The 19,110-nt window shown below is 73.8% G+C and carries 19 protein-coding genes; 5 read left to right on the forward strand and 14 right to left on the reverse strand.

The window, feature by feature from the left end; genetic code table 11:
- Positions 1-6: 6 nt before the first annotated feature.
- Both ACZ3II_RS39330 and ACZ3II_RS39335 read right to left on the reverse strand, forming a co-directional pair.
- Positions 7-2,646: a winged helix-turn-helix domain-containing protein gene (locus ACZ3II_RS39330; RefSeq protein ID WP_465525158.1), complete on the reverse strand. Its 2,640-nt coding sequence runs from the start codon at positions 2,644-2,646 to the stop codon at positions 7-9.
- Positions 2,643-3,869 (reverse strand): MFS transporter, encoded by a 1,227-nt coding sequence (locus ACZ3II_RS39335; protein ID WP_465525160.1) that lies wholly within the window; start codon positions 3,867-3,869, stop codon positions 2,643-2,645. Before ACZ3II_RS39335 ends, ACZ3II_RS39330 begins: the two co-directional genes overlap by 4 nt.
- Positions 3,870-4,142: 273 nt before the next feature.
- On the opposite strand from ACZ3II_RS39335, the gene ACZ3II_RS39340 reads away from it, so the two are divergent.
- Entirely contained in the window at positions 4,143-5,672 is a 1,530-nt protein-coding gene (locus ACZ3II_RS39340; RefSeq protein ID WP_465525162.1) for an FGGY family carbohydrate kinase, read from the forward strand.
- Between the two features lie 12 nt (positions 5,673-5,684).
- Here the strand turns inward: ACZ3II_RS39340 and ACZ3II_RS39345 are convergent, their stop codons facing one another.
- The 4 genes from ACZ3II_RS39345 to ACZ3II_RS39360 all read right to left on the reverse strand — a co-directional run bounded on the left by ACZ3II_RS39345 (position 5,685) and on the right by ACZ3II_RS39360 (position 8,486).
- On the reverse strand, positions 5,685-6,584 hold the full coding sequence (locus ACZ3II_RS39345; RefSeq protein WP_465525164.1) for a LysR family transcriptional regulator: 900 nt from the start codon (positions 6,582-6,584) through the stop codon (positions 5,685-5,687).
- Positions 6,585-6,625: 41 nt separating this feature from the next.
- Positions 6,626-7,753, reverse strand: coding sequence for a molybdopterin molybdotransferase MoeA (locus tag ACZ3II_RS39350; protein WP_465525382.1), 1,128 nt, complete (start codon positions 7,751-7,753; stop codon positions 6,626-6,628).
- A 158-nt stretch (positions 7,754-7,911) separates the two neighbouring features.
- Entirely contained in the window at positions 7,912-8,100 is a 189-nt protein-coding gene (locus ACZ3II_RS39355) for a hypothetical protein (RefSeq protein WP_465525166.1), read from the reverse strand.
- Positions 8,097-8,486, reverse strand: coding sequence for a hypothetical protein (locus tag ACZ3II_RS39360; protein WP_465525168.1), 390 nt, complete (start codon positions 8,484-8,486; stop codon positions 8,097-8,099). Before ACZ3II_RS39360 ends, ACZ3II_RS39355 begins: the two co-directional genes overlap by 4 nt.
- A gap of 79 nt (positions 8,487-8,565) precedes the next feature.
- Here ACZ3II_RS39360 and ACZ3II_RS39365 point away from each other — a divergent pair, with 79 nt between their 5' ends.
- Complete coding sequence (locus ACZ3II_RS39365) at positions 8,566-11,775, forward strand: DUF4132 domain-containing protein (RefSeq protein WP_465525170.1); 3,210 nt, start codon at positions 8,566-8,568, stop codon at positions 11,773-11,775.
- 11 nt (positions 11,776-11,786) lie between these two features.
- Here ACZ3II_RS39365 and ACZ3II_RS39370 read toward each other — a convergent pair whose 3' ends face one another.
- The 3 genes from ACZ3II_RS39370 to ACZ3II_RS39380 form a co-directional block, all read right to left on the reverse strand.
- Positions 11,787-11,996 carry a DUF4177 domain-containing protein gene (locus ACZ3II_RS39370; RefSeq protein ID WP_465525172.1) on the reverse strand — a complete coding sequence of 70 codons (210 nt, stop codon included), beginning with the start codon at positions 11,994-11,996 and terminating at the stop codon, positions 11,787-11,789.
- A 200-nt stretch (positions 11,997-12,196) separates the two neighbouring features.
- A complete protein-coding gene (locus ACZ3II_RS39375) occupies positions 12,197-13,006 on the reverse strand; it encodes an NAD(P)H-binding protein (RefSeq protein WP_465525174.1) in 810 nt (269 codons plus the stop codon).
- Positions 13,007-13,015: 9 nt separating this feature from the next.
- Positions 13,016-13,351, reverse strand: coding sequence for a hypothetical protein (locus ACZ3II_RS39380; protein WP_465525176.1), 336 nt, complete (start codon positions 13,349-13,351; stop codon positions 13,016-13,018).
- Positions 13,352-13,515: 164 nt separating this feature from the next.
- On the opposite strand from ACZ3II_RS39380, the gene ACZ3II_RS39385 reads away from it, so the two are divergent.
- Positions 13,516-13,881 (forward strand): hypothetical protein, encoded by a 366-nt coding sequence (locus ACZ3II_RS39385; protein WP_465525178.1) that lies wholly within the window; start codon positions 13,516-13,518, stop codon positions 13,879-13,881.
- On the opposite strand, the gene ACZ3II_RS39390 is transcribed toward ACZ3II_RS39385, so the two are convergent.
- Positions 13,869-14,267, reverse strand: a complete 399-nt coding sequence (locus ACZ3II_RS39390; protein ID WP_465525180.1) for a VOC family protein — start codon at positions 14,265-14,267, stop codon at positions 13,869-13,871. The two genes, ACZ3II_RS39385 and ACZ3II_RS39390, sit on opposite strands and share 13 nt — an antisense overlap.
- Before the next feature lie 183 nt (positions 14,268-14,450).
- Here ACZ3II_RS39390 and ACZ3II_RS39395 point away from each other — a divergent pair, with 183 nt between their 5' ends.
- Positions 14,451-14,936 carry a ribonuclease FAU-1 family protein gene (locus ACZ3II_RS39395; protein ID WP_465525182.1) on the forward strand — a complete coding sequence of 162 codons (486 nt, stop codon included), beginning with the start codon at positions 14,451-14,453 and terminating at the stop codon, positions 14,934-14,936.
- A 13-nt stretch (positions 14,937-14,949) separates the two neighbouring features.
- Here ACZ3II_RS39395 and ACZ3II_RS39400 read toward each other — a convergent pair whose 3' ends face one another.
- Together ACZ3II_RS39400 and ACZ3II_RS39405 are read right to left on the reverse strand one after the other, a co-directional pair.
- Positions 14,950-15,300: a DoxX family protein gene (locus tag ACZ3II_RS39400; RefSeq protein ID WP_465525184.1), complete on the reverse strand. Its 351-nt coding sequence runs from the start codon at positions 15,298-15,300 to the stop codon at positions 14,950-14,952.
- A gap of 56 nt (positions 15,301-15,356) precedes the next feature.
- The gene (locus ACZ3II_RS39405; RefSeq protein ID WP_465525186.1) at positions 15,357-15,920 is read right to left on the reverse strand and encodes a hypothetical protein; all 564 of its coding nucleotides are present in this window, start codon (positions 15,918-15,920) and stop codon (positions 15,357-15,359) included.
- A gap of 343 nt (positions 15,921-16,263) precedes the next feature.
- Here ACZ3II_RS39405 and ACZ3II_RS39410 point away from each other — a divergent pair, with 343 nt between their 5' ends.
- Entirely contained in the window at positions 16,264-17,358 is a 1,095-nt protein-coding gene (locus ACZ3II_RS39410; protein WP_465525188.1) for a hypothetical protein, read from the forward strand.
- 9 nt (positions 17,359-17,367) lie between these two features.
- Here the strand turns inward: ACZ3II_RS39410 and ACZ3II_RS39415 are convergent, their stop codons facing one another.
- Both ACZ3II_RS39415 and ACZ3II_RS39420 read right to left on the reverse strand, forming a co-directional pair.
- Complete coding sequence (locus ACZ3II_RS39415) at positions 17,368-18,135, reverse strand: ABC transporter permease (RefSeq protein WP_465525190.1); 768 nt, start codon at positions 18,133-18,135, stop codon at positions 17,368-17,370.
- Entirely contained in the window at positions 18,132-19,037 is a 906-nt protein-coding gene (locus ACZ3II_RS39420; protein ID WP_465525192.1) for an ATP-binding cassette domain-containing protein, read from the reverse strand. Before ACZ3II_RS39420 ends, ACZ3II_RS39415 begins: the two co-directional genes overlap by 4 nt.
- Between the last annotated feature and the right edge of the window lie 73 nt (positions 19,038-19,110).

Below are 19,110 nucleotides of genomic sequence, written 5' to 3' on the forward strand. Positions count from 1 at the left end.
GGCCGATCAGAGCAGGCCGGTCTCGCGGGCGTGGTTGACGGCCTCGCTGCGGCGTGACACCGCCAGCTTGCGGTAGATCGCGCGCATGTGCGCCTTGACCGTGTTCACCGAGATGCCGAGATCGGCGGCGATCTCGGCGGCGCTGAGCATGGTCGGCAGGAAGCGCAGCACCTCGGCCTCGCGTTCGCTGAGCACCTCGCCGGCCGGTGTCCGGCGGGCGCCGCGGCTCCCGGAACGCAGCTCCTCCAGGAAGGCGCCGTGCCCCTCGCCGGGCAGCAGCAGCGGCAGCCGGTGCAGCAGGTCGTCGAGGCGGCTGCCGGCGTGGACCAGGAACGGCCGGCGGATCTGCTCGCGCGCGGCCAGGTGCAGGGTTCCGCTGAGCAGCTCCACCGCCTGCGCGGCGTGCCCGCGGGTGTCCGCGATCAGGGCGCTGAGCAGGCCCGCCTCCACCGTCGCGGCGGTGTACGGCAGGGCGACCGGCCGCGGGTCGAGCAGCAGCGCGGCGGCCCGTAGATCCTTCTGGGCCAGGGCGGCGCGGGCCAGGACGACCCGGTGCGCCAGGTCGTCGCCGGGGGCCGGGGGAGCGGACGGCTCCGGTCCGGGCCGGCCGGCGGCCAGGTCCGCCTCGATCGCGACGGTGGTGAGCCAGCGGTCCAGCCACGGCACCCGGGTCCGGGGGCTGCGCCCGGCATGGGCCGACTCCAGGAACATCCGGGCCCGCCCCGGTTCGCCGCGGGTCACCGCCAGCCAGGCCTGTGCGGCGGCCAGGACGATGCGCTGGGCGGCCTCCGGTTCGCTGCGGTGCGCGCGGATCGCGGCGTCCAGGGTCTCCTCGGCGTCGGCGAACTCGCCGCGCTGCACGTGCACCAGGACCAGGGCGACGTACGCGGCGACCGCCTGGACGGTGTGCCGCCAGCCGCCCTGTTCGGCACGGGACCGGGCGCCCGCGGCGAGCCGGGCGGCCTCGGCGACCGACCCGCGGGTGGCCTCCAGGACGGCCAGATGCCCGGTGGCGTTGATCTCGGCGAGTTCCAGGCCGGCGGCGTGGGCGGCGCTCGACGCCGCCCACAGGTCCCGGGCGGTGTTCTCGGCGTCGCCTGCCCACAGCCCGGCGACGCCCCGGTTGTTGAGGGCGATCGCCCGTTGCTGGGTGACGGCCGGCCCGGCGGCGCCGCCGTCGGCCGCGAGCAGGGCCAGGATCTCGGTGCAGCCGGCGTGCACGGCGGGCATGTCGCCGATCGCCCGGTCGGCGGCCAGTTGCAGGGTGAGCAGCATGATCTCGACCGGCCGGCGTTCGGCGACGGGCCGGCGGCGCAACAGCCGGCGGGCGTGGTCCAGGCGTGCCGGGATGGCCTCGTAGTCGCCGTCGTGGAACAGCAGCACCGCGGCGGCGATCATCAGCTCGGCGGTGGAGCCGAGCCGGTCGGCCGGCACCTGCCGCAGGATCCGGACCAGCGCGGGCCGGTGCGCCGACAGCACCAGCGGCGCCGCCTGGCCGGTGACCAGCCGCCCGATGTACGCCCAGTCGCGCGCCGCCACGGCGTGCGTGAGCGCCTCCATCACCAGGTCGTTGGCGGCGTGCCAGCGGGCCGCCCGGCGGTGCAGTTCGGCGACCGCGGCGGGCGCCTCCACCCGCAGCCGGTGGCCGAGCGCGTCACGCAGCAGATGGTGGTACCGGAACCAGAGCGGCCGGTCGCCCAGCCGTACCACGAAGTCGTTGTCGTTCTCGAACTCCTCCAGCATCCGCTGGGCGTCCTGGCCGGTGGTGATCGAGTTGGCCAGGTCGGCGCAGACCCGCTCACAGATGCTGGTCTGCAACAGGAAACGCCGCTGCCGCCGGGTCCGCCCGGCCAGCACCTCGTCGGTGAGATACTCGTCGACGCCGCGGCCGTCGCCGGCGAAGTCGGCGACCGACCGGGTGTCGTGCCCGGCCAGGAACCCGGCGCCCAGGTGCAGGCCGACCGCCCAGCCCTCGGTACGGCGGACCAGGGCGCTCAGATCGGCGGCGCCCAGCGCCAGCCCGTGGCCGCGGACCAGACCGGCCGCCTCGTCGTCGGTGAACGCCAGCTCGGCGGCCCGGATCTCGGTGACCTGCCCGGTGCCGCGCAGCCGGTGCAGGGCGAGCGCCGGCCGGGACCGGCTGATCAGCAGCAGCCGCAACGGCGCCGGCGGATGGCGCAGCAGGTCGTTGATCTCGGTCAGCACCTGCGGGTCGTCGATCTCGTGGAAGTCGTCGACGACCAGCACCGACCGGTCCGGCAGGCGGCTCAGGCCGTCGGCGAGCCAGCGGACCCGCTCCCGTTCCCCGGCCGGGACGGCGGCGGCCGTGCCGAGCGGGTTGCCGTCGGGCAGCAGGCCGGCGGTGCGCAGGGCGGCCACCACGTACGCCCAGAAGATCCGTGGGTCGTTGTCGTGCCGGTCCAGGCTGAGCCACGCGACCGTGGGCCGGGCGCTCTGCGCCCAGGCGGAGACCAGCATGGTCTTGCCCCAGCCGGCGCCCGCGGTGACCAGCGTGACCGGGGTGTCCATGGCGGTGTCGAGCAGGTCGCACAGGCGCTGCCGGAGCACGCCGGCGCGGGCCAGGCGGGGCCGGGCCGTCTTGACCGGCAGCAGCGCGGCGCCGGGCAGACCCGCGCCCATCGTCATACCGCCCCCGCCCCGTCACCGGACTCCTTGGTGGATCGTCCGATCCGGATCATCGCATGCGCGGCTGCGGCGGCCGCCGTGACGGCCAGCACAGCCAGCGCCGGGCGGTAGCCGCCCAGGTTCTGCCAGGCGTACGCCATCAGCAGGGGGGACAGGAAGCCGGCCAGCCCGCCGGACGCGCTCGCCACCCCGGTGATCAGGCCGGCCGTGCCGGGCGGCGCGGCCTTGCCGATCTGGGTCAGCACGGCGGTGCCGGCCACCCCGAGACTGACCGCCAGCAGCGGCAGGGTGACCGTCAGGACCACCGGCAGCGGCGGGCCGAGGGCCTGGACCGCGACGGTGGCGGCCAGCACGGCCAGGGCCGCGACCAGCGGGCGGGCCGGGGAGAGCCGGTCGGCGAGCCAGCCGCCGGCCGGCCGCATCAGCACCGCGACCACCATGAACGCGGCCATCACGTCGCCGGCCCGCTCCGGGGTCAGCCCGTAGGCGTTGCCGAGGTACACCGGCAGGTACGACGTGAACGTGACGAACGCGGCGAAGCACACCGTGTACCAGGTCGTGGACCATCGGGTCAGCGGCAGCTGCAGCACCGCCCGGACAGCGACAGGCGACCGATTATGATCACCCGCCGAGGGGTAGGGGTCGCGCAGCGCCACGAGGGCGACGATCCCGTACGCGCCGACCACCACCGCTGTCGCCAGGAACGGCGCCGCCGGCCCGTACGCCGTCGCGAGCCGGACCGCGCCGGCCCCGCCGAGCGCGCCCCCGCACAGGCCCAGCCCCAGCACGCCGAGGGCCAGGCCGCGCCGCCCGGCCGGGAACCAGCCACCGACGAACGGCACGCTCGCGGCGAACATCGCGCCCGCCGCCCCCAGCAGCACCGCCCCGGCCATCAGCCCCGGCACCGACCGGTGCCCGGCCACCGCCAGCTCCACCAGCGCGAGCACGGTCGCGGCGACGACCAGCAGCTGCACCCGGCGGCCGCCGATCCGGTCGGTGAGCGCCCCGGCCGGCACCCGGGCCAGCGCCCCGGCCACCACCGGCACCGCGACCACCAAAGCCTGGGCCATCGCGTCCAGCCCGAGCCGGTCCCGCAGCAGCGGCGCGAGCGGGCCGAGCAGCGTCCACGCCCAGGAGGTGAGCAGGTAGCCGGCCAGCGCGAGGCCGAGCATGCCGTGGGCGGTGGCACGGGCGGGCGTCGCCGCCTGCCGGGTCGAAGCCATGCCGTCGCCCTCCGCCGTCGTCGTCGACGGTCCGTATCCTCGCCGGGCGGGTGGCATCGTTCAAGGCCGCTGACCGGTTTCCGGCATCTCGTCCCTCGTCTTGCCAGCGATCTCACAGCGTCACCCCGAGAGCGTGTGGAATTGCGGTGCGCATGACGGCCGAACTCCACACATCGGGGGGCGTGTGGAATTGGGGCGGGTATGGCGGCCGAATTCCACACGCTCTCGGGGTGGCGCGTCCCGGGCGGGCGCGGGACGGCTCCGTTAGGGTCGATGGCGACCGCCGGCGACGAGGACGACGAGGACCCGATGACCCGCACCGACGACGACGTCACCCTCGAAGCGGCACGGGATCCGCTGGTCCTGGCCCTGGACATCGGCTCCACCGCGACCCGCGGCGGCGTGCACGACGCGTCCGGCCGGCGGGTCCGCGGCCTGCAGCACAAGGTGGCGCACGCGTTCACCGTCGCGCCCGACGGCACCTCGGTCATCGACCCCGACCAGGTCGTCGCCGAGGTGGAACGGGTCCTCGGCGCGGTGACCACCGACCGCCGGCTGGGCACCCGGATCGCCGGTGTGGCGATGGACACCTTCGCCGCCTCGCTGATCGCCGTCGACGCGTCCGGGCGCGCGCTGACCCCCTGCCTGACGTACGCCGACTCGCGCAGCGCCGCCGCCGTCACCGCGCTGCGGTCCGAGCTGGACGAGGCCGCCGTGCAGCAGCGCACCGGCACCCGGCTGCACACCAGCTACCACGCCCCGCGCCTGCGCTGGCTGACGTCAGCCGAGCCGCAGCTGGTGGCGCGGACGGCGTCCTGGTGGTCGCTCGGGGAGTACGTCGGGGCCCGCCTGATCGGGCAGCCGCTCGCCGGGACGTCCACGGTGGCGTGGACCGGCCTGCTCGACCGGCGTACCGGGGCGTTCGACACCGAGCTGCTCGACGCCGCCGGCCTCGACGCCGCCCGGCTGTCCCCGCCGCTCGACGTGACCGCCCCGGCGCCCGCGGCGGCCCCGGCCCGCTGGCCCGCGCTGGCCCGGGCCGTCTGGTTCCCGGTGATCACCGACGGGCTGGCCAGCAACCTCGGATCCGGGGCGACCGACGCGACGGTCCTCACCGCGGCGACCGCCACCAGCGGCGCGTTGCGGGTGCTGCTCGACGGGCCGGCCGACCCGCTGCCGTTCGGTCTGTGGAACTACCGGGTCGACGGCGGGCGCACCCTGCTCGGCGGGGCGATCAACGACGTCGGCCGGGCGGTCAGCTGGGCGCAGGCCACGCTGCGGCTGAGCCCGGACCTGTCGCCGGTGCTCACCGCGCCGCCCACCACGGCCACCCCGCTGGTGCTGCCGTACCTGACCGGCGAACGCGCGCCCGGCTGGGCCGGCGGGGTCCGCGCCCTGTTCGGCGGTGTGTCGGTGGCCACCGACGGCGACGCGCTGTTCCGCGGGATCGTCGAAGGGGTGGCGATGACGTACGCCCGGGTCGCCGGCGAACTGCACCCGGCCGCCCCGCAGGTCCTCGAGGTCGCGGCGGCGGGCCGGGTCAGCAACGACCAGCCGGAGTGGCTGCAGGTGCTGGCCGACGTGCTCGGGCGGCCGGTCACCCACGTCACCCGGCGGCGCGCCACCCAGCGCGGGACGGCGCTGCACGCGCTCGGGGTGCTGGCGCCGGACGTGCCGCGGGCGGCCCGGGCGACCGGGGTGACGTACGAGCCGCGGGCCGCGTACGCCGGGTACTACGCGGAGCGGCAGGCCCGGTTCGCCGAACTGTACGACGTGGCGGTGGGCGGAGGGCCGCCCCACTGAGATCCGCGAGGCTCACAGCAGCGCCCGCGACGCCGTACGCACATGGCCGCGCAACCACCGCCGTACCGGATCGGTGTCGGTCCGCGGATGCCACGCCATCCCGATCGTCGTGGCCGGCAGCGCGAACGGCAGCGGCAGCACCCGCAGCCCGGCCCGCCCGGCGGCGTCGCGCTGCCGGTCCGGGACCAGGCAGACCAGGTCCGTGGACGCCGCCAGCAGCAGCGCCGGGGCGTGTGCCGGAACGACCACCACCACGTCGCGGCGCAACCCCAGCCCGGCCAGATGCTCGTCGAACGGCCCCGCCACCAGGCCCCGGGGGGAGACGCTGACGTGCCCGGCCGCAGCGATCCGGTCCGCTGTCAGCTCGCCCCGGGTCAGCGGATGATCCGGGTGGACCGCGAGCGCCGGGGTGAGCGTCCCGAGCGTCTCGGTCAGGGTCTCCGGGTCGGTGTGGTCGATCGCGCCGACCTCCAGATCGATCAGGCCGTCGCGCAGCGCCGCGGCGCCTTCGGCGTGGTCGGCGGCGAGCCGGAGGCGTACCCCCGGCGCCTCCGCGCGCATCACCGTGAGGAGGCCGGGCACCAGCCCGGCGGTCAGCATGTCGCTCATCTGCACGGTCACCGTGTGCCGCCACGACGCCGGGTCGGTGCAGGAGTCGTCGGCGAGCACCGCGCCGGCGCTCTCCAGCAGCGCCCGCACCCGCGGCCGCAGCCGCACGGCCCGCTCGGTCGGCACCAGCCGGCGGCCGGCCCGGACCAGCAGCGGATCGCCGAAGTGGCGGCGTAATCGGCCGAGGGTCCGGCTCATCGCGGGCGCCGAGGTGTGCAGGCGTTCCGCGGCGGCGGTGACACTGCCGGTGTCCAGCAGCGCGTCCAGCGCGACGAGCATGGTCAGATCGGTGCGGGTGATCACCGAGGGAATGTATCGCTATCGATTCCGTGCCGGTGGGCGGCTCAAGGGACGCGCAGCAGCGGGGCGGGCGAGCCGGGCCTCCAGTCGGCGGGCAGGACGGCGAGGAAGTCGGCGTTCGCGGCCGCGTGCAGGCCGACCGAACCGGCGCCGATCAGGGTGCCGTCCGCCTCGGCCGGGACGATCCGGACACCGCCCGGCATCAGTTTCGGGTCACCGGTGACCGGGGCGCACGGCAGAACGGCGGCGGGGCGCCCGGCCAGGGCGGTCAGGAGCGGTTCCAGGAGGGTCAGGGCGGCGACCAGGCCGGCGTACGGGTTCCCGGGCAGACTGACCACCCAGCGCCCGTCCGGCAGCACCGCCAGGGCCTGCGGGTGCCCGGGCCGGCAGGCGACACCCCGCACCAGCCACGTCGCTCCGCCCGCGCCGAGCAGGTCGTGCAGGTGGTCCGCGGCGCCCGCCGACGACGACCCGCTCACCACGATCACGTCGGTGTCCGCGTCGCGCAGGGCCTCGCCGAGCAGGTCCCGCCGGTCCGGCAGCAGCCGCCGCCCGCGCAGCACCCCGCCGGCGCGCGCGGTGACCGCGGTGACCAGGCCGGTGAACGTGTCCCGGACCTGTCCCGGCCCCGGCGCCCCCTCGGCGATCACCTCGTCCCCGGTGACCAGCAGCGTCACCGCGGGCGCCCGGTGCACCGGCACCCGGTCCACCCCGGCCTGCTCGACGGCCGCCACCACGGTCGCCGTCACGGTCCGCCCGGCCGGGACCACCAGCGCGCCGACGGCCAGGCTGTCCCCGGCCCGGCGGATGTGGGCGCGCTCCGGGCGCTCGGCGAGCACCGTCGTGCCGTCGACGGCACACTGCTCGTACGGGATCACCGCCTCGGTGCCCACCGGCACCGGCGCGCCCGTCGCGATCTCCACCGCGGACCCCGGCGTCACCACCGGAGCGCTCGCCGCCGCGCCGGCCAGCACCCGTCCCCGGATCGTCCACGGCCCGGGGCCGGCGATCGCGTACCCGTCCATGGCCGCGTTGTCGAACGCCGGGACCGCCCGCTCGCACCGCACCGCCGACGCCAGCACGCGCCCGGCCGCCGCGCCCACCGGCGTCAGCTCGCCGGGCAGCGGTTTCGCGCTGTCCCGCGCGGTCGCATAGGCCTCGGCCCACGACATCTGCACCGGCCGAGTAGATCCGCCCGGTGTGTCCGCCCCGTGCCCGTCGCGCTGCCGCCGTGCGACCAAAACCTCTCCCACCGTCCGCCCCCATTGTGACCGGCTGTCTCCGTCAGCATCCTGACGATCCGCCGATCCGCCGGTCAGGGCCACAGGTCCTATCTTCGCTGGGCGCGGTACCGGCGCAGCAGGGCGGTGACGCGCGCCGGGTCGGCCGGGCCGTTCAGCTCGTCCAGCAGGTCGTCGGGGCACAGCTCGTAGTGGTCGCCCCACCAGCGGCGGGCCTTGCTGTCCCAGATCCGGTAGCCGCCCGGGACGCCGCGTGCCACGTACCGCCGCCTGCTCATTCCGGCGGCAGCGCGGTGGACTGCAGGTTCGTGCAGTGCTCCCGCAGCACCCCGAGGACCCGCTCGCTGACGACCAGACCGGTCCCCGGCAGGAAGGCGATCTCCTGCGCCGGGTCGTCGCCGGGGATCAGCCGCAGCAGCGGTGGTGGCTGATCCCCGGGCTCGACCCCGAACGCGTCCTCATGGAACACACCCCGGGCCGCTCCGGTACGGAATCCGCCCACCCCGCGCGTCTCCAGCTCGGCGGCCAGCTCCGGGCTGATCACCAGGTCCTCCAGGCGGCCCGCCAGCGCGTCCGGCCGCCAGGACAGCTCCACGACGAGAACACCGTCCCGTTCCTCCGACCAGTCCCAGGTGGGGTCCGGCTCAAGCACGTAGGCAGTCACGGCAGCAAGTGAAGCACGAGAATGTCGTACCGCCTCGGTAGCCTTCGCGGCAGTTCTCATGGGGGAGGGGTGGTTCCGGGTGGGCGAGGTTCCGGCGATCGTGAAACGGCACCGGTACGTGCGACGCGGCAGTGTGGGCGCGCCGCCGTTCGTGGTCGACACGTCGGGCGCGGCGGCGGCCGGGGAGCGACTGGCGGCCGAGCGCGCCGCCGTCCTGGCGGTCCTCGACGAGCCGGGGACGCCACAGCCACTGGCCGAGGCCGGCCGGGCCTGGCTCGACGGCGGACCGGACGTCACGGCGGCGGGCGCGGCGGCGGTCCTCGCGGCGCTGAGCACCCGCGTGCACCACCCGGAGGATCCCGTCGCCCTGCTCACCCCGTTCGCCGACGTCTGGATCGCCCGGCACGGCCTGCTGTTCGCCGCCCGCGCCGCGGTCGAGTTCGCCGGCCTGGTCTGCCGCGAACGCGAACGGAGCGACCCGATGCGCCGCGCCCCGTTCCACCTGGCCGAGGCCATGCTGGACGAGAGCGCCTACCGGGGCCCGCAACGCGACATCCTGCTCCGGGTCCGGGCCGCCGTCGCCGTGGCCCCCGACAGTGAGTACGCGCAGGTGGTCGCCGCGCTCCGCGAGTACCGGCACCGGAGTGCCGTCGCCACCGCCGTCCTGCTGCCCGGCGAGGCGGACGGGGTCGAGCAGGCCGTGCGGACGGCCGCCCCGAACCACCAGGACCTGGCGGTGCTCCTGCTGACCGCGGCGGGCACGGCGGAGCAGGCCGAGATCCTCGCCCCGAGGGTCACCTCCTGGTGGCAGGTGCCGATGCTGCGGCTTCTCGCCACCATCGCCGACGGTCTCGGCCCGGCCGCGGCCGGCGCCCTGCTGACCTGGTTCGACGAGCCGTACCACCGCGCCGGGACCCAGCAGCGGATCCTGGCGGTGCTCACCGAGCTGGACGGCGACGCCGTGTTCGAGGCCCTGCTCGCCCGGATCGACCGGAAATACGTGCCGGGGGCGGTGCTCGACGCGGCGGCGCGGTTCCCGGCCCGGGCGATGCGGCTGTTCGCCGAGACCGGGTCGCCGCTGCTGCGGGCCCACGTCCTCGCCCACCCGGAACTCGTCGGCGAGGTGCTGCCCACGGTCGGCCCCGAGGCGGCCGGCCGGCTGCGTGACCTGGCCTCCGCCGCCGCCGGCGTCACCTTCGCGCCGCTCGCCGCCGTGCCCGCGGTCCTGACCAGCCCGCCGTGGCTGCGCCGCGTCACACCGCCGAAACCCGTCGTCGTCGCGGGCCTGCGCTGCGACGACCCGGAGACGGTCGCCTGGCGTCCCGGTGAGCGCGACCGGTGGCTGAACACCCCGGGCGACTGGGGCGATCCCTGGTTCCCCTGGGAGAAGATCGCCGACCTGGTGTCGTCGGGCTACAACGAGTCGCACGCGGCGACGCTGTTCACCGGTGGCCCCGACGAGATCGTGCGGCCGCTGCTCGCGACCTGGCAGCCGGCCCGGGCACGTCAGTTCGGCCCCTGGCTGCGGGTCGCGGCCGCGCGGTTCGGGCTCGACGCGCTGCCGCTCCTGCGCGGTGCGGCCGAGGGACTGCCCGCCATGGCCGACGTGCTGATGCCCTATTCGTCGCCGTCGGTCGCCGTGTTCATGGCCGACCGGTACGCGCGCATGAAGAGCGCCCGCCCGGCCGCGCTCACCTGGTTGCTGCGGCACGCCGGCGTCGCGGCCCGCGCGCTGATCCCGCCCGCGCTCGGCCGGATGGGCCCGGCCCGGCGGCAGGCCGAGGCGGCGCTGCTGGCCCTGCCCGCCGAGACCGTCCGGGCGGCCGCCACCGGGTACGGTCCGGCCGCCTCCGCGGCGATCGCCACCCTGCTCGACCGTGACCCGCTGATGCTGCTGCCCGCCCGGCTCCCGGCGAACCCGCCGTGGGCGGTGCCGGCCACCCTGCCGCCGGTGCGGCTGCGCGACGGGTCGGGCGCGCTGCCGCCGCCGGCGGTCGAGGCCCTGATCACCATGCTGGCGATCGCCACGATGGAGGAGCCGTACGCCGGTGTCGCTCACGTCGCCGCCGCCTGCGAGCCCGGCGACCTCGCCGAGTTCGCGTGGGAGCTGTTCGAGGCGTGGCAGCGGGCCGGGGCGGACCCCAAGCAGGGATGGGCGCTCGACGCCCTGGCGCTGTTCGGCGACGACACGACGGTCCAGCGGCTCACCCCGCTGATCCTGGCGTGGCCGGGCGACGGCGGGCACGCGAAGGCGGTCACCGGGGTCCGGGCGCTGGCGGCGATCGGCAGCGACGCGGCCCTGATGCGGCTGTACGGGATCGCCCAGCGCGCCAGGTTCAAGGGTTTGAAGACGGCCGCCGAGGAGAAGATCACCGAGGTCGCCGACGGGCTCGGGCTCACCGCCGAGCAGCTCGGCGATCGCCTCGTCCCCGACTTCGGGCTCGCCGCCGATGGCAGCATGACCCTCGACTACGGGACCCGGGAGTTCCGGGTGGGGTTCGACGAGCAGCTCAAGCCGTACGTGTCGGACGCCGCCGGGAAACGCCTCAAGGACCTGCCGAAACCGTCCACGCCGGTCGCCGAGCAGTCCCGGAAGGTGTTCGCCGCGCTGAAGAAGGACGTCCGCGCCGTCGCCGCCGACCAGGTCAAACGCCTGGAACACGCCATGGCCACCGGACGGCGCTGGACCCCCGGCGAGTTCGCCCGCTACTTCACCGGCCATCCGCTCCTGTGGCACATCGTGCGACGGCTCGTCTGGACCGTGTCGGACGGGGGCTCGTTCCGGGTCGCCGAGGACCGCAGCTACGCCGGCGTCACCGACGAGCCGTACACCCTGCCCGGCGACGTCACGGTGGGTGTCGCCCACCCGCTCGACCTGGCCGGCGATCTTCCCGGCTGGAGCGGGATCTTCGCCGACTACGAGATCCTCCAGCCGTTCCCGCAGCTGGCCCGCGAGACCTACCCCACCGCCGACGTCGACCTGAAACGGCTCGTCGGCGCGGTGACGCCAGCCGGCCGGCTGCTCGGGCTGGAACGGCGCGGCTGGCGGCGGACCACCCCGGAGGACGCCGGCGTGCAGAACCGCATCGAGCGGATCACCGGCGACTTCACCGTCGTCGTCGAACTCGACCCGGGCATCGCCGTGGGCCTGCCCGAGGAGCTCGGCGACCAGACACTGGACGCCATCTACGTCCACGGGCAGGGCGGCACGCAGGCGTTCACGGCCCTCGGCGCGGTCGCCGCGTCCGAGGTGATCCGTGACCTGACCCTCGTCACGTCACCCCGGTGACGGCGTCCCGCTCAGCGGCGCGGTCGCTCGAACGTGACCAGCAGACCCTCGACCCCGCCGGGCCCGACCCGGCCCTTCACATCAGCGGAGGTGATCGCCTTGAGCCGCCAGCCCTGGTCGGCGTGCTCGTTGAGCACCCGTTCCAGTTTGTCGCCGGACATCTTGCCGCCGATCATCTTCTCCCGGATCTCCACCACGCGGTACTCATACAGTTCGGCCATACCCTCCATGGTGGGCGCCTGCCGCAACGTGACAACAGTCGATATCGTGCACGGCAGGCACGCCCGCCGCATGTGAGGAGACCGAGATGCGCCCGCGAACCGTGATCCTGACCGTCGTGACATTCCTGCTCGCCACCATCGCCGCCGTGCTCACCGGGCCGGGAGCGGCCCTCGCCGGTTACACCTGGTCCAACTGATCCTCAGGGGTTCCACACGCCGCGGGCGGCGGCAACGGCGGCGTACGCGGAGAAGTCCACGCCCGGCCGGCCCAGGACCTTCTCCACCACGCCGGTCGGGACGGTGTCGCCGCGTGCCTCCAGTGCCGTGAAACCGGCCACCAGCATGTCGACGACCTCGTCCGGCAGGCCGCCGTCGCGCATCGCCGACCGGTACGCCTCAGGGTCGCCGTCGAAGACGATCTCGCGACCGGTGACCCGGGAGATCTCGCCGGCCGCCTCACCGAACGACAGCGCCCGCGGGCCGGTGATCTCGACCAGCTCACCGACCAGATCGTCACCGGTCAGCGCCGCGACCTCGACGGCCGCGATGTCGACGGCGTCGATGAATCCCTGCCGCGCGGTCGGCACCGGCACCGCCAGCCGCCCCGCCAGAACGGCGGGCCGGAAGAACGTCTCGAAATCCTGGTGGAACCAGTCGGGGCGGACAATGGTCCAGTCCAGGCCGCTGTCGCGGACGTCCTGCTCGGCGTTCTGCAGATTGTCGTTGCCCATCACCTCGAGGCCGCGATCCGAATGCAGAACGACCCGCCGTACCCCCGCCCGCCGTGCCTCGCCGAGGAATTCCGGTGGTAATCCGGTGTGATCCGGTAAAAGGAGAAACATTTTCGGTGCGCCGGACAATGCGCCCGCCCACGTTCCTGGATCGGCCCAGTCGAATCGTTGTCCGGAGTGGCGTGCCGCCACCCGCACGTCCTCTCCGGAATCGCGCAACAATGTCACGACCCGGCTGCCGACCGTTCCGGTGCCACCGAGTACGAGAATGGGGTCCATGAACCGACCCTAGCGCGACGCCGCCGCGTGCGCCGCGTCCCACCGCCGAATCCATTCCTGGGCGCGTTCCGCCAGTGCCGGAAAACGTTTCGCCATGTCCTCGGCGATCGCCATCAGACCGGCCCGGGAATCAGCCGGAAAGAAATCGTCGATCCACAATGCGACCGCCGCGCGGTATTCGTCGTCACCGGCCAGCCAGCCGCGCGCCACCGGGAGGACGTTCGCCTGCTCGTCCAGCGACCACGCCATCGAGGTGACGATCTCCGCGAGCCCCTCCGGGGGCAGACTCGCGGCCCGGCGGTCCACCAGGAAATCCATCACGTCCGAGATGTCGATCGATGGCATGGCGGAGAACCTACCGGCTCGGCCGGGATCCTGTGGTCCCCTTTCCGCCCTCGAGCCACCTCGCGCCGTGGCCGGTTCACCTCGCCTCGCTCCTGGCTTGGCCCGCCCGGGCCAGGGCCGGGCCTCGCCGTCCCCGCTCCGGCCGATCACGCCACACTGTGGGGGTGACGGACGAGGATCTGCTGAGGGACATCTGGAACCGGGCCTGCACCGGCGACGGCGCCGGAGTGGGCGATCAGCACCTCGGCGCGCTGCTGCTGGTCGACGGCATGGTCCAGAACGGTGGCCCGCACCACGCCGCGAACAGCTGCGAACCCGGCGAGATAGCCGCCGCCGCCGCTGCCGCCCGCTACTTCGGGCTCGACGACGTGGCCGCGGTGATCGACGCGCTGCCCACCGCTGCCGACGACGATGACGCCGACGACCGGCTGTCCGGGGAGTACCACCGGCTCATGCCGGACAGCGAACGGCTCACCGCGGCCCTCGCCGCCCGGCACGCCGCCGCGCCCGGGGACTTTCAGCCGCTCTGACGGCTGCCGCTGACACAGAAGCGGTTGCCTTCCGGATCGGCCAGGACGACGTAGGCCGGTTCGGCGGGATGCGCCTCGCCCGGCTTCGGGTAGAACGGCCAGTCCACGTGCCGCGCGCCGAGCCCGACCAGCCGGGCCACCTCGGCGTCCAGGTCGACGTCGCCGGCATCCAGGTCGAAGTGGATCCGGGGGAGGTCCTGAACCGGGGTCTCACTGCAGTCCATCGCGATCGGCGCACCGGCCGCACCCGGCGGCGGCTGGATCACGATCCAGTCGTCGCCGTCCCAGCGGGGTGGCCGCCGCACGTAGCCGAGCGCCCCGGTCCAGAAGGCCCCCGCCCGTTCCGCGTCCTGCACCCCGAGAGAGATCTGCGCGATCACTGCCATCGGCCGAGCCTATCGCCGCGGGGATCGCCGGCCTCGACCTGACCTGACCGAACGGCTCTGCCGGATCGAAGGAGGGGATCGCGTCGGATCCGGTCCGGCGGTTCGAGGGCTCGTGGCCGGACGGATGTCGGCCGTGACACGCTGGAGCCGGCCGAACTGCTCGGACCTTGGGGGAGGCGGCGCATGCGGCTGGAGAAGATCAAACGGCCCGGTGGGCTCTACTGGTTCGACCTGGAGACGATCCGGAGCGACGATGACGGGGTCTGGCTGCGGGGGCCGATCGGGTCGCCGTGGGGCGCGCCGCACGACAGCGGGGTTCTGCCGGTGCCGATCGTGGTGCTGCTGGCGGCGGGGCGGCCGTGGGTGGCGTGGTGGGTCGCGGACCCGGCCGATCCGCGGCTCGAGATCGACGTGTGCCTGCCGCCGGAGCAGACGCCGCACGGCTGGCGCTTCATCGACCTGGAACTCGACCCGATCCGTCATGAGAACGGGTCCCGGGTGGAGATCGAGGACTGGGACGAGTACGACGAGGCGCGCCGGGCGGGGTGGATGACGGTGGAGGACGCGCGACTCGCCAGGGGTACGGCTGAGGAACTGGCCGAGGCCCTCCGCTGCGGGGACGGGCCGTGGCAGGCGCGTGGCTGGGAGCTTCTCCCGCTTCCCGGGTAGAGCCGGCCGGGGGTCAGTGAAGGTGGATCACGGTGATGACCAGGTCGGTGAGGACGGTGGTGAAGAAGACGGCCCAGCCGATCAGGTTGCGGGAGCCGACGCGCAGGTGGGCGACGAGGGCGCCGGTGAAGTACAGGACCAGGCCGACCGCGGCGGCGGCGCCGACGGCGGGGACGGCGAAGCCGGTCAGCAGGCCGATGGTGCCGGCGGCCAGCAGACCGCCGAGCACCGGGACGTACCCGCGGGGGATGCCTTTCATGTCGGCCTGGGACTTCGGGTACTCGTGGCCGATCAGGTAGAAGACGGCGGCGCTGCCGGTGAGGAAGGCGGTGACGAGGGTGACGGTGACGTACGCGGCGGACATGGAGCCTCCTGTGGATGGTCGCCAGGGGGACGATCGAGGCCGCCGGAATGTGACAGCTACCCGCTGACCAGCGTGTGGACGACCGGCCGTCCGGCGTCGGCGACCCGGCGGGTCAGGATCGTGCCGAAGGCGTCGTGGCGGGTGCCGTCGGGGCGGCTCTCCAGCAGCGGGGCGACCCGCATCACCGCCTGGCCGGAGGGGCACAGCAGATAGACGGAGTTCTGCCCGTCCTCGCGCAGCACGTGGATCTCCAGGCGTTCCATCTCCATCCACAGCGCGGCCCTGGCCCTGCCGTTGCGCACGTGCACCAGGCCGCGTTCGTAGGCGTAGGCGGAATGGCTGCCGCGGAGCGCCACCAGCACCGTCCAGCCGAGCAGGGCCAGGCTGAGCAGCAGCGCCGGGACGGCCAGCCAGATCAGCGCCGGCAGCACCGTCCCGGCCAGGTGGAACAGGCCGAACGAGGCGGCCAGGCAGACGAGGGTGCAGGCGAACGCGTACACCACGGCGCGCAGCACGCCGTCGTCGTCGCGGCGGCCGATCAGCTCGCCCAGATCGTGGCCGGTGGCGAGCGCCGTCACGTTGGCCGGTACGGGTGTCGCCTCGTCGTCCTCGAACGCCATTCTCGCCCCCGTCGCGTCGGAATCGACGAGCATCATCGGTCACCCGTCTGGCAGCAATCTGGCAACAGTTCGGCGATTTCGACATCGGCTGATGGGTCAGATTCCGCTGTCGTGGCGCGCGCTGCGGGAATGGTGAGTCAACAACTTGTTAACAGGCGCCCGCGTGGCCGATCAGCACCTGGATCGTTGCTGTCAGTGGGTGCATCACCGCTGGTGACGGGGCTTGCATGCACAGCATGCTATGACGGCGCGTTAACGTGATGAACCCTTGGACTTCACCGTAAGTTAACCTACTGTGTTGATCATTTAACACCCATTGAACAAGGGTCCACCAGGAGGCGGCATGCCGCGGCGAGTGTTCGTGCACATCGGGGCACCCAAGACCGGAAGCACCTATGTGCAGAACATGCTGTTCGGCAACGCCGAGCGGCTGGCACGGATCGGCATCCACCTGCCGGTGTCGTTCGCGGCGCAGGACCAGGCGATGACCGACCTGCGCGAGGTGCCCTGGCGCGACCCGAAGCTGTACTGGACCTGGGAGCGGATGCTCGAGAAGGTCGTGCAGTGCCCCGGCGACGTGATCCTCACCAGCGAGGGGTTCGGCGCGGCCACCGCCACGCAGGCCCGGCGTGCGGTGGAGAGCCTGCAGCCGGCCGAGGTGCACGTCATCGTGGCGGCCCGCGACCTGTGGCGCACGTTCCCGTCGATGTGGCAGCAGAGCATCCGGGCCCGCAGCACCTGGAGTTTCGAGGAGTTCCTCGGACTGGTCGAGAACGGCAGGTACGAGGGTTTCTGGGAGCACTACACCGCGAACCGGATGTTCTTCCGCTGGGGCGACCTGGTGCCGCCGGCGCAGCGGCACCTGATCACCGTCCCGCCGCCGGGAGCGCCGCACGACCTGCTGTGGCGGCGGTTCGCACGCGTCGTCGGCATCCCCGACGGCGTGTGCGAGGAGGCGGCGCCGGTCGCCAACCCGTCGCTGGGCGCTGCCGAGATCGAGGTGCTGCGCCGGGTCAACGGGGCGCTCGGTGAGCGGTACCCGCACCGGATGCCGTACCAGCGGGTCGTCCAGCACCATCTGATCAAGGCGGTGCTCCAGGCGCGGGCCAACGACGTGCGGTTCGGTGTCGGGCTGGACCGGGCCGAGTGGGTCACCGAACTCGCCGAGCAGCAGATCAAGGAACTCCAGGACTATCCCTGCCAGATCGTCGGCGAGCTGAGTGACCTGCGGCCGGTCGCGATGACCGACAGCCGCAGCCCGGACGAGCTGACCGAACGCCAGATCCTGGACGCGGCGATCGAGACCATCGTCGGGATGATCGGCCACGCGGACCACCTCCAGCAGCAGTTGCCGGAGGAGGTCCCCGGGGTGCTGACCAAGCTGCAGAACCGGGCCGGCCGGGTCAAACGCGGCTTGAAGCGCCGCGTGATGGGGTGACGGCGAGGGTCAGGCGCGCAGCCGGCGGTAGGCGCGGGCGGACAGCGGCACGAAGATCGCGGTGAGCAGCAGCGGCCAGCCCAGCGCCAGCCAGACGGCGTGGTCGGCGAGGACGCCGCCGGTGATCCCGGTCGGGCTCCCGAACAACTCGCGGGCCGCCGTCGCGGTCGCCGACAGCGGGTTCCCGGCGGCGAGCGTGCCGAGCCACGGCGGCATCGTCTCCGGCGACACGATCGCCGTCGACAGGAAGCCGATCGGCCAGACCAGCACCTGTACGGCCATGGTCGCGCCGTCGCCGCGGAACGTCAGGCCGACGAAGATCCCGATCCACAGCATGGAGAATCTCAGGAGCAGCAGGAGGAGTACGGCCGCCGCAGCCGAGGCCGGATCCGAGGTGATCCGCCAGCCGATCGCCAGACCGCCCAGGATCAGCACGAACAGCTCGACCGCCGAGTTCGCCAGGTCCGCGCCGACCCGCCCGAACGCCACCGCCGTGCTGCCGATCGGCATCGACCGGAACCGGTCGGTGATGCCCTTCTTCGCGTCGTCGGCCATCTTCATGGCGGTCGCCTCGACGCCGAACATCATGGTGAGCGCCAGCATGCCGGGCAGCAGGTAGTCCAGGTAGTCGCCGCCGCCCGGCACGGTGATCGCCCCGCCGAACAGGAACCCGAAGACCAGCAGCAGCATCACCGCGAACAGCAGGCCGAAGATCGGCCCCCACGGCTGGCGGACCCAGTGCGCCAGCTCGCGCCGGGTGAGGATCCAGGCGTTCATCGCACGCTCTCCTTCGCGGTCAGGTGCAGGAAGACCTCGTCCAGGGTGGGCCGCCGCAGCTGCAGGTCGGCGGGGCGGGCGCCCAGGCCGTCCAGGGTGCGGACGACGTCGATCAGGTCGGTGGTCACCTCGACGGTGATCCGGGAGTCCTCGTCGGCCTCCGCGCCGAGCCGCCGGGCGATCTCCGCGGCGTTCTCCCGCACGGTGAACGTCACCCGGTCCCCGCCGATCCGCCGTTTCAGCTCGTCGGGGGAGCCCTCGGCGATCACCCGCCCGTGGTCCACCACCGAGATCCGGGAGGCGAGCTGGTCGGCCTCGTCCAGGTACTGCGTGGTGAGCAGCACGGTGGTGCCGCGGCCGGCGATCTCCCGGACGGTGTTCCACACCTCGTTGCGCCCGCGCGGGTCGAGCCCGGTGGTCGGCTCGTCGAGGAACAGCACGGCAGGGGTGAGGATCAGGCCGGCGGCGATGTCCAGGCGGCGGCGCATCCCGCCGCTGTAGGACGACACCGCGCGGTCCGCGGCATCGGCCAGGCCGAAAGTGGTCAGGAGCTCCTCGGCGCGGGTACGGGCGTCCGCCTTGCTCAGCCCGTACAACCGGCCGAACATCACCAGGTTCTGCCGGCCGCCGAGGACCTCGTCGACCGCCGCGTTCTGGCCGATCAAGCCGATGCTGCGGCGCACCTGCCGGGCCTGGGTGCGCACGTCGAACCCGGCGACCCGGGCGGTGCCGCCGTCGAGGTCGATCAGGGTGGCCAGGGCCTTCACCGCGGTGGTCTTGCCGGCGCCGTTCGGGCCGAGCAGCCCGTGGATGACGCCGGGGCCGGCCTGCAGGTCGAATCCGTCGAGGGCGTGCAGGTCGCCGTACCTCTTGCGCAGTCCTTGGGCGATCAGGGTGTGCACGGGTGCCGCTCCTTAAACTCCGTATGGCGTACGGAAAAACGTCGCGCCGAACACCGTACACCGCACGTTGTAG

It is taken from the genome of Actinoplanes sp. NPDC019969, from assembly GCF_055562375.1.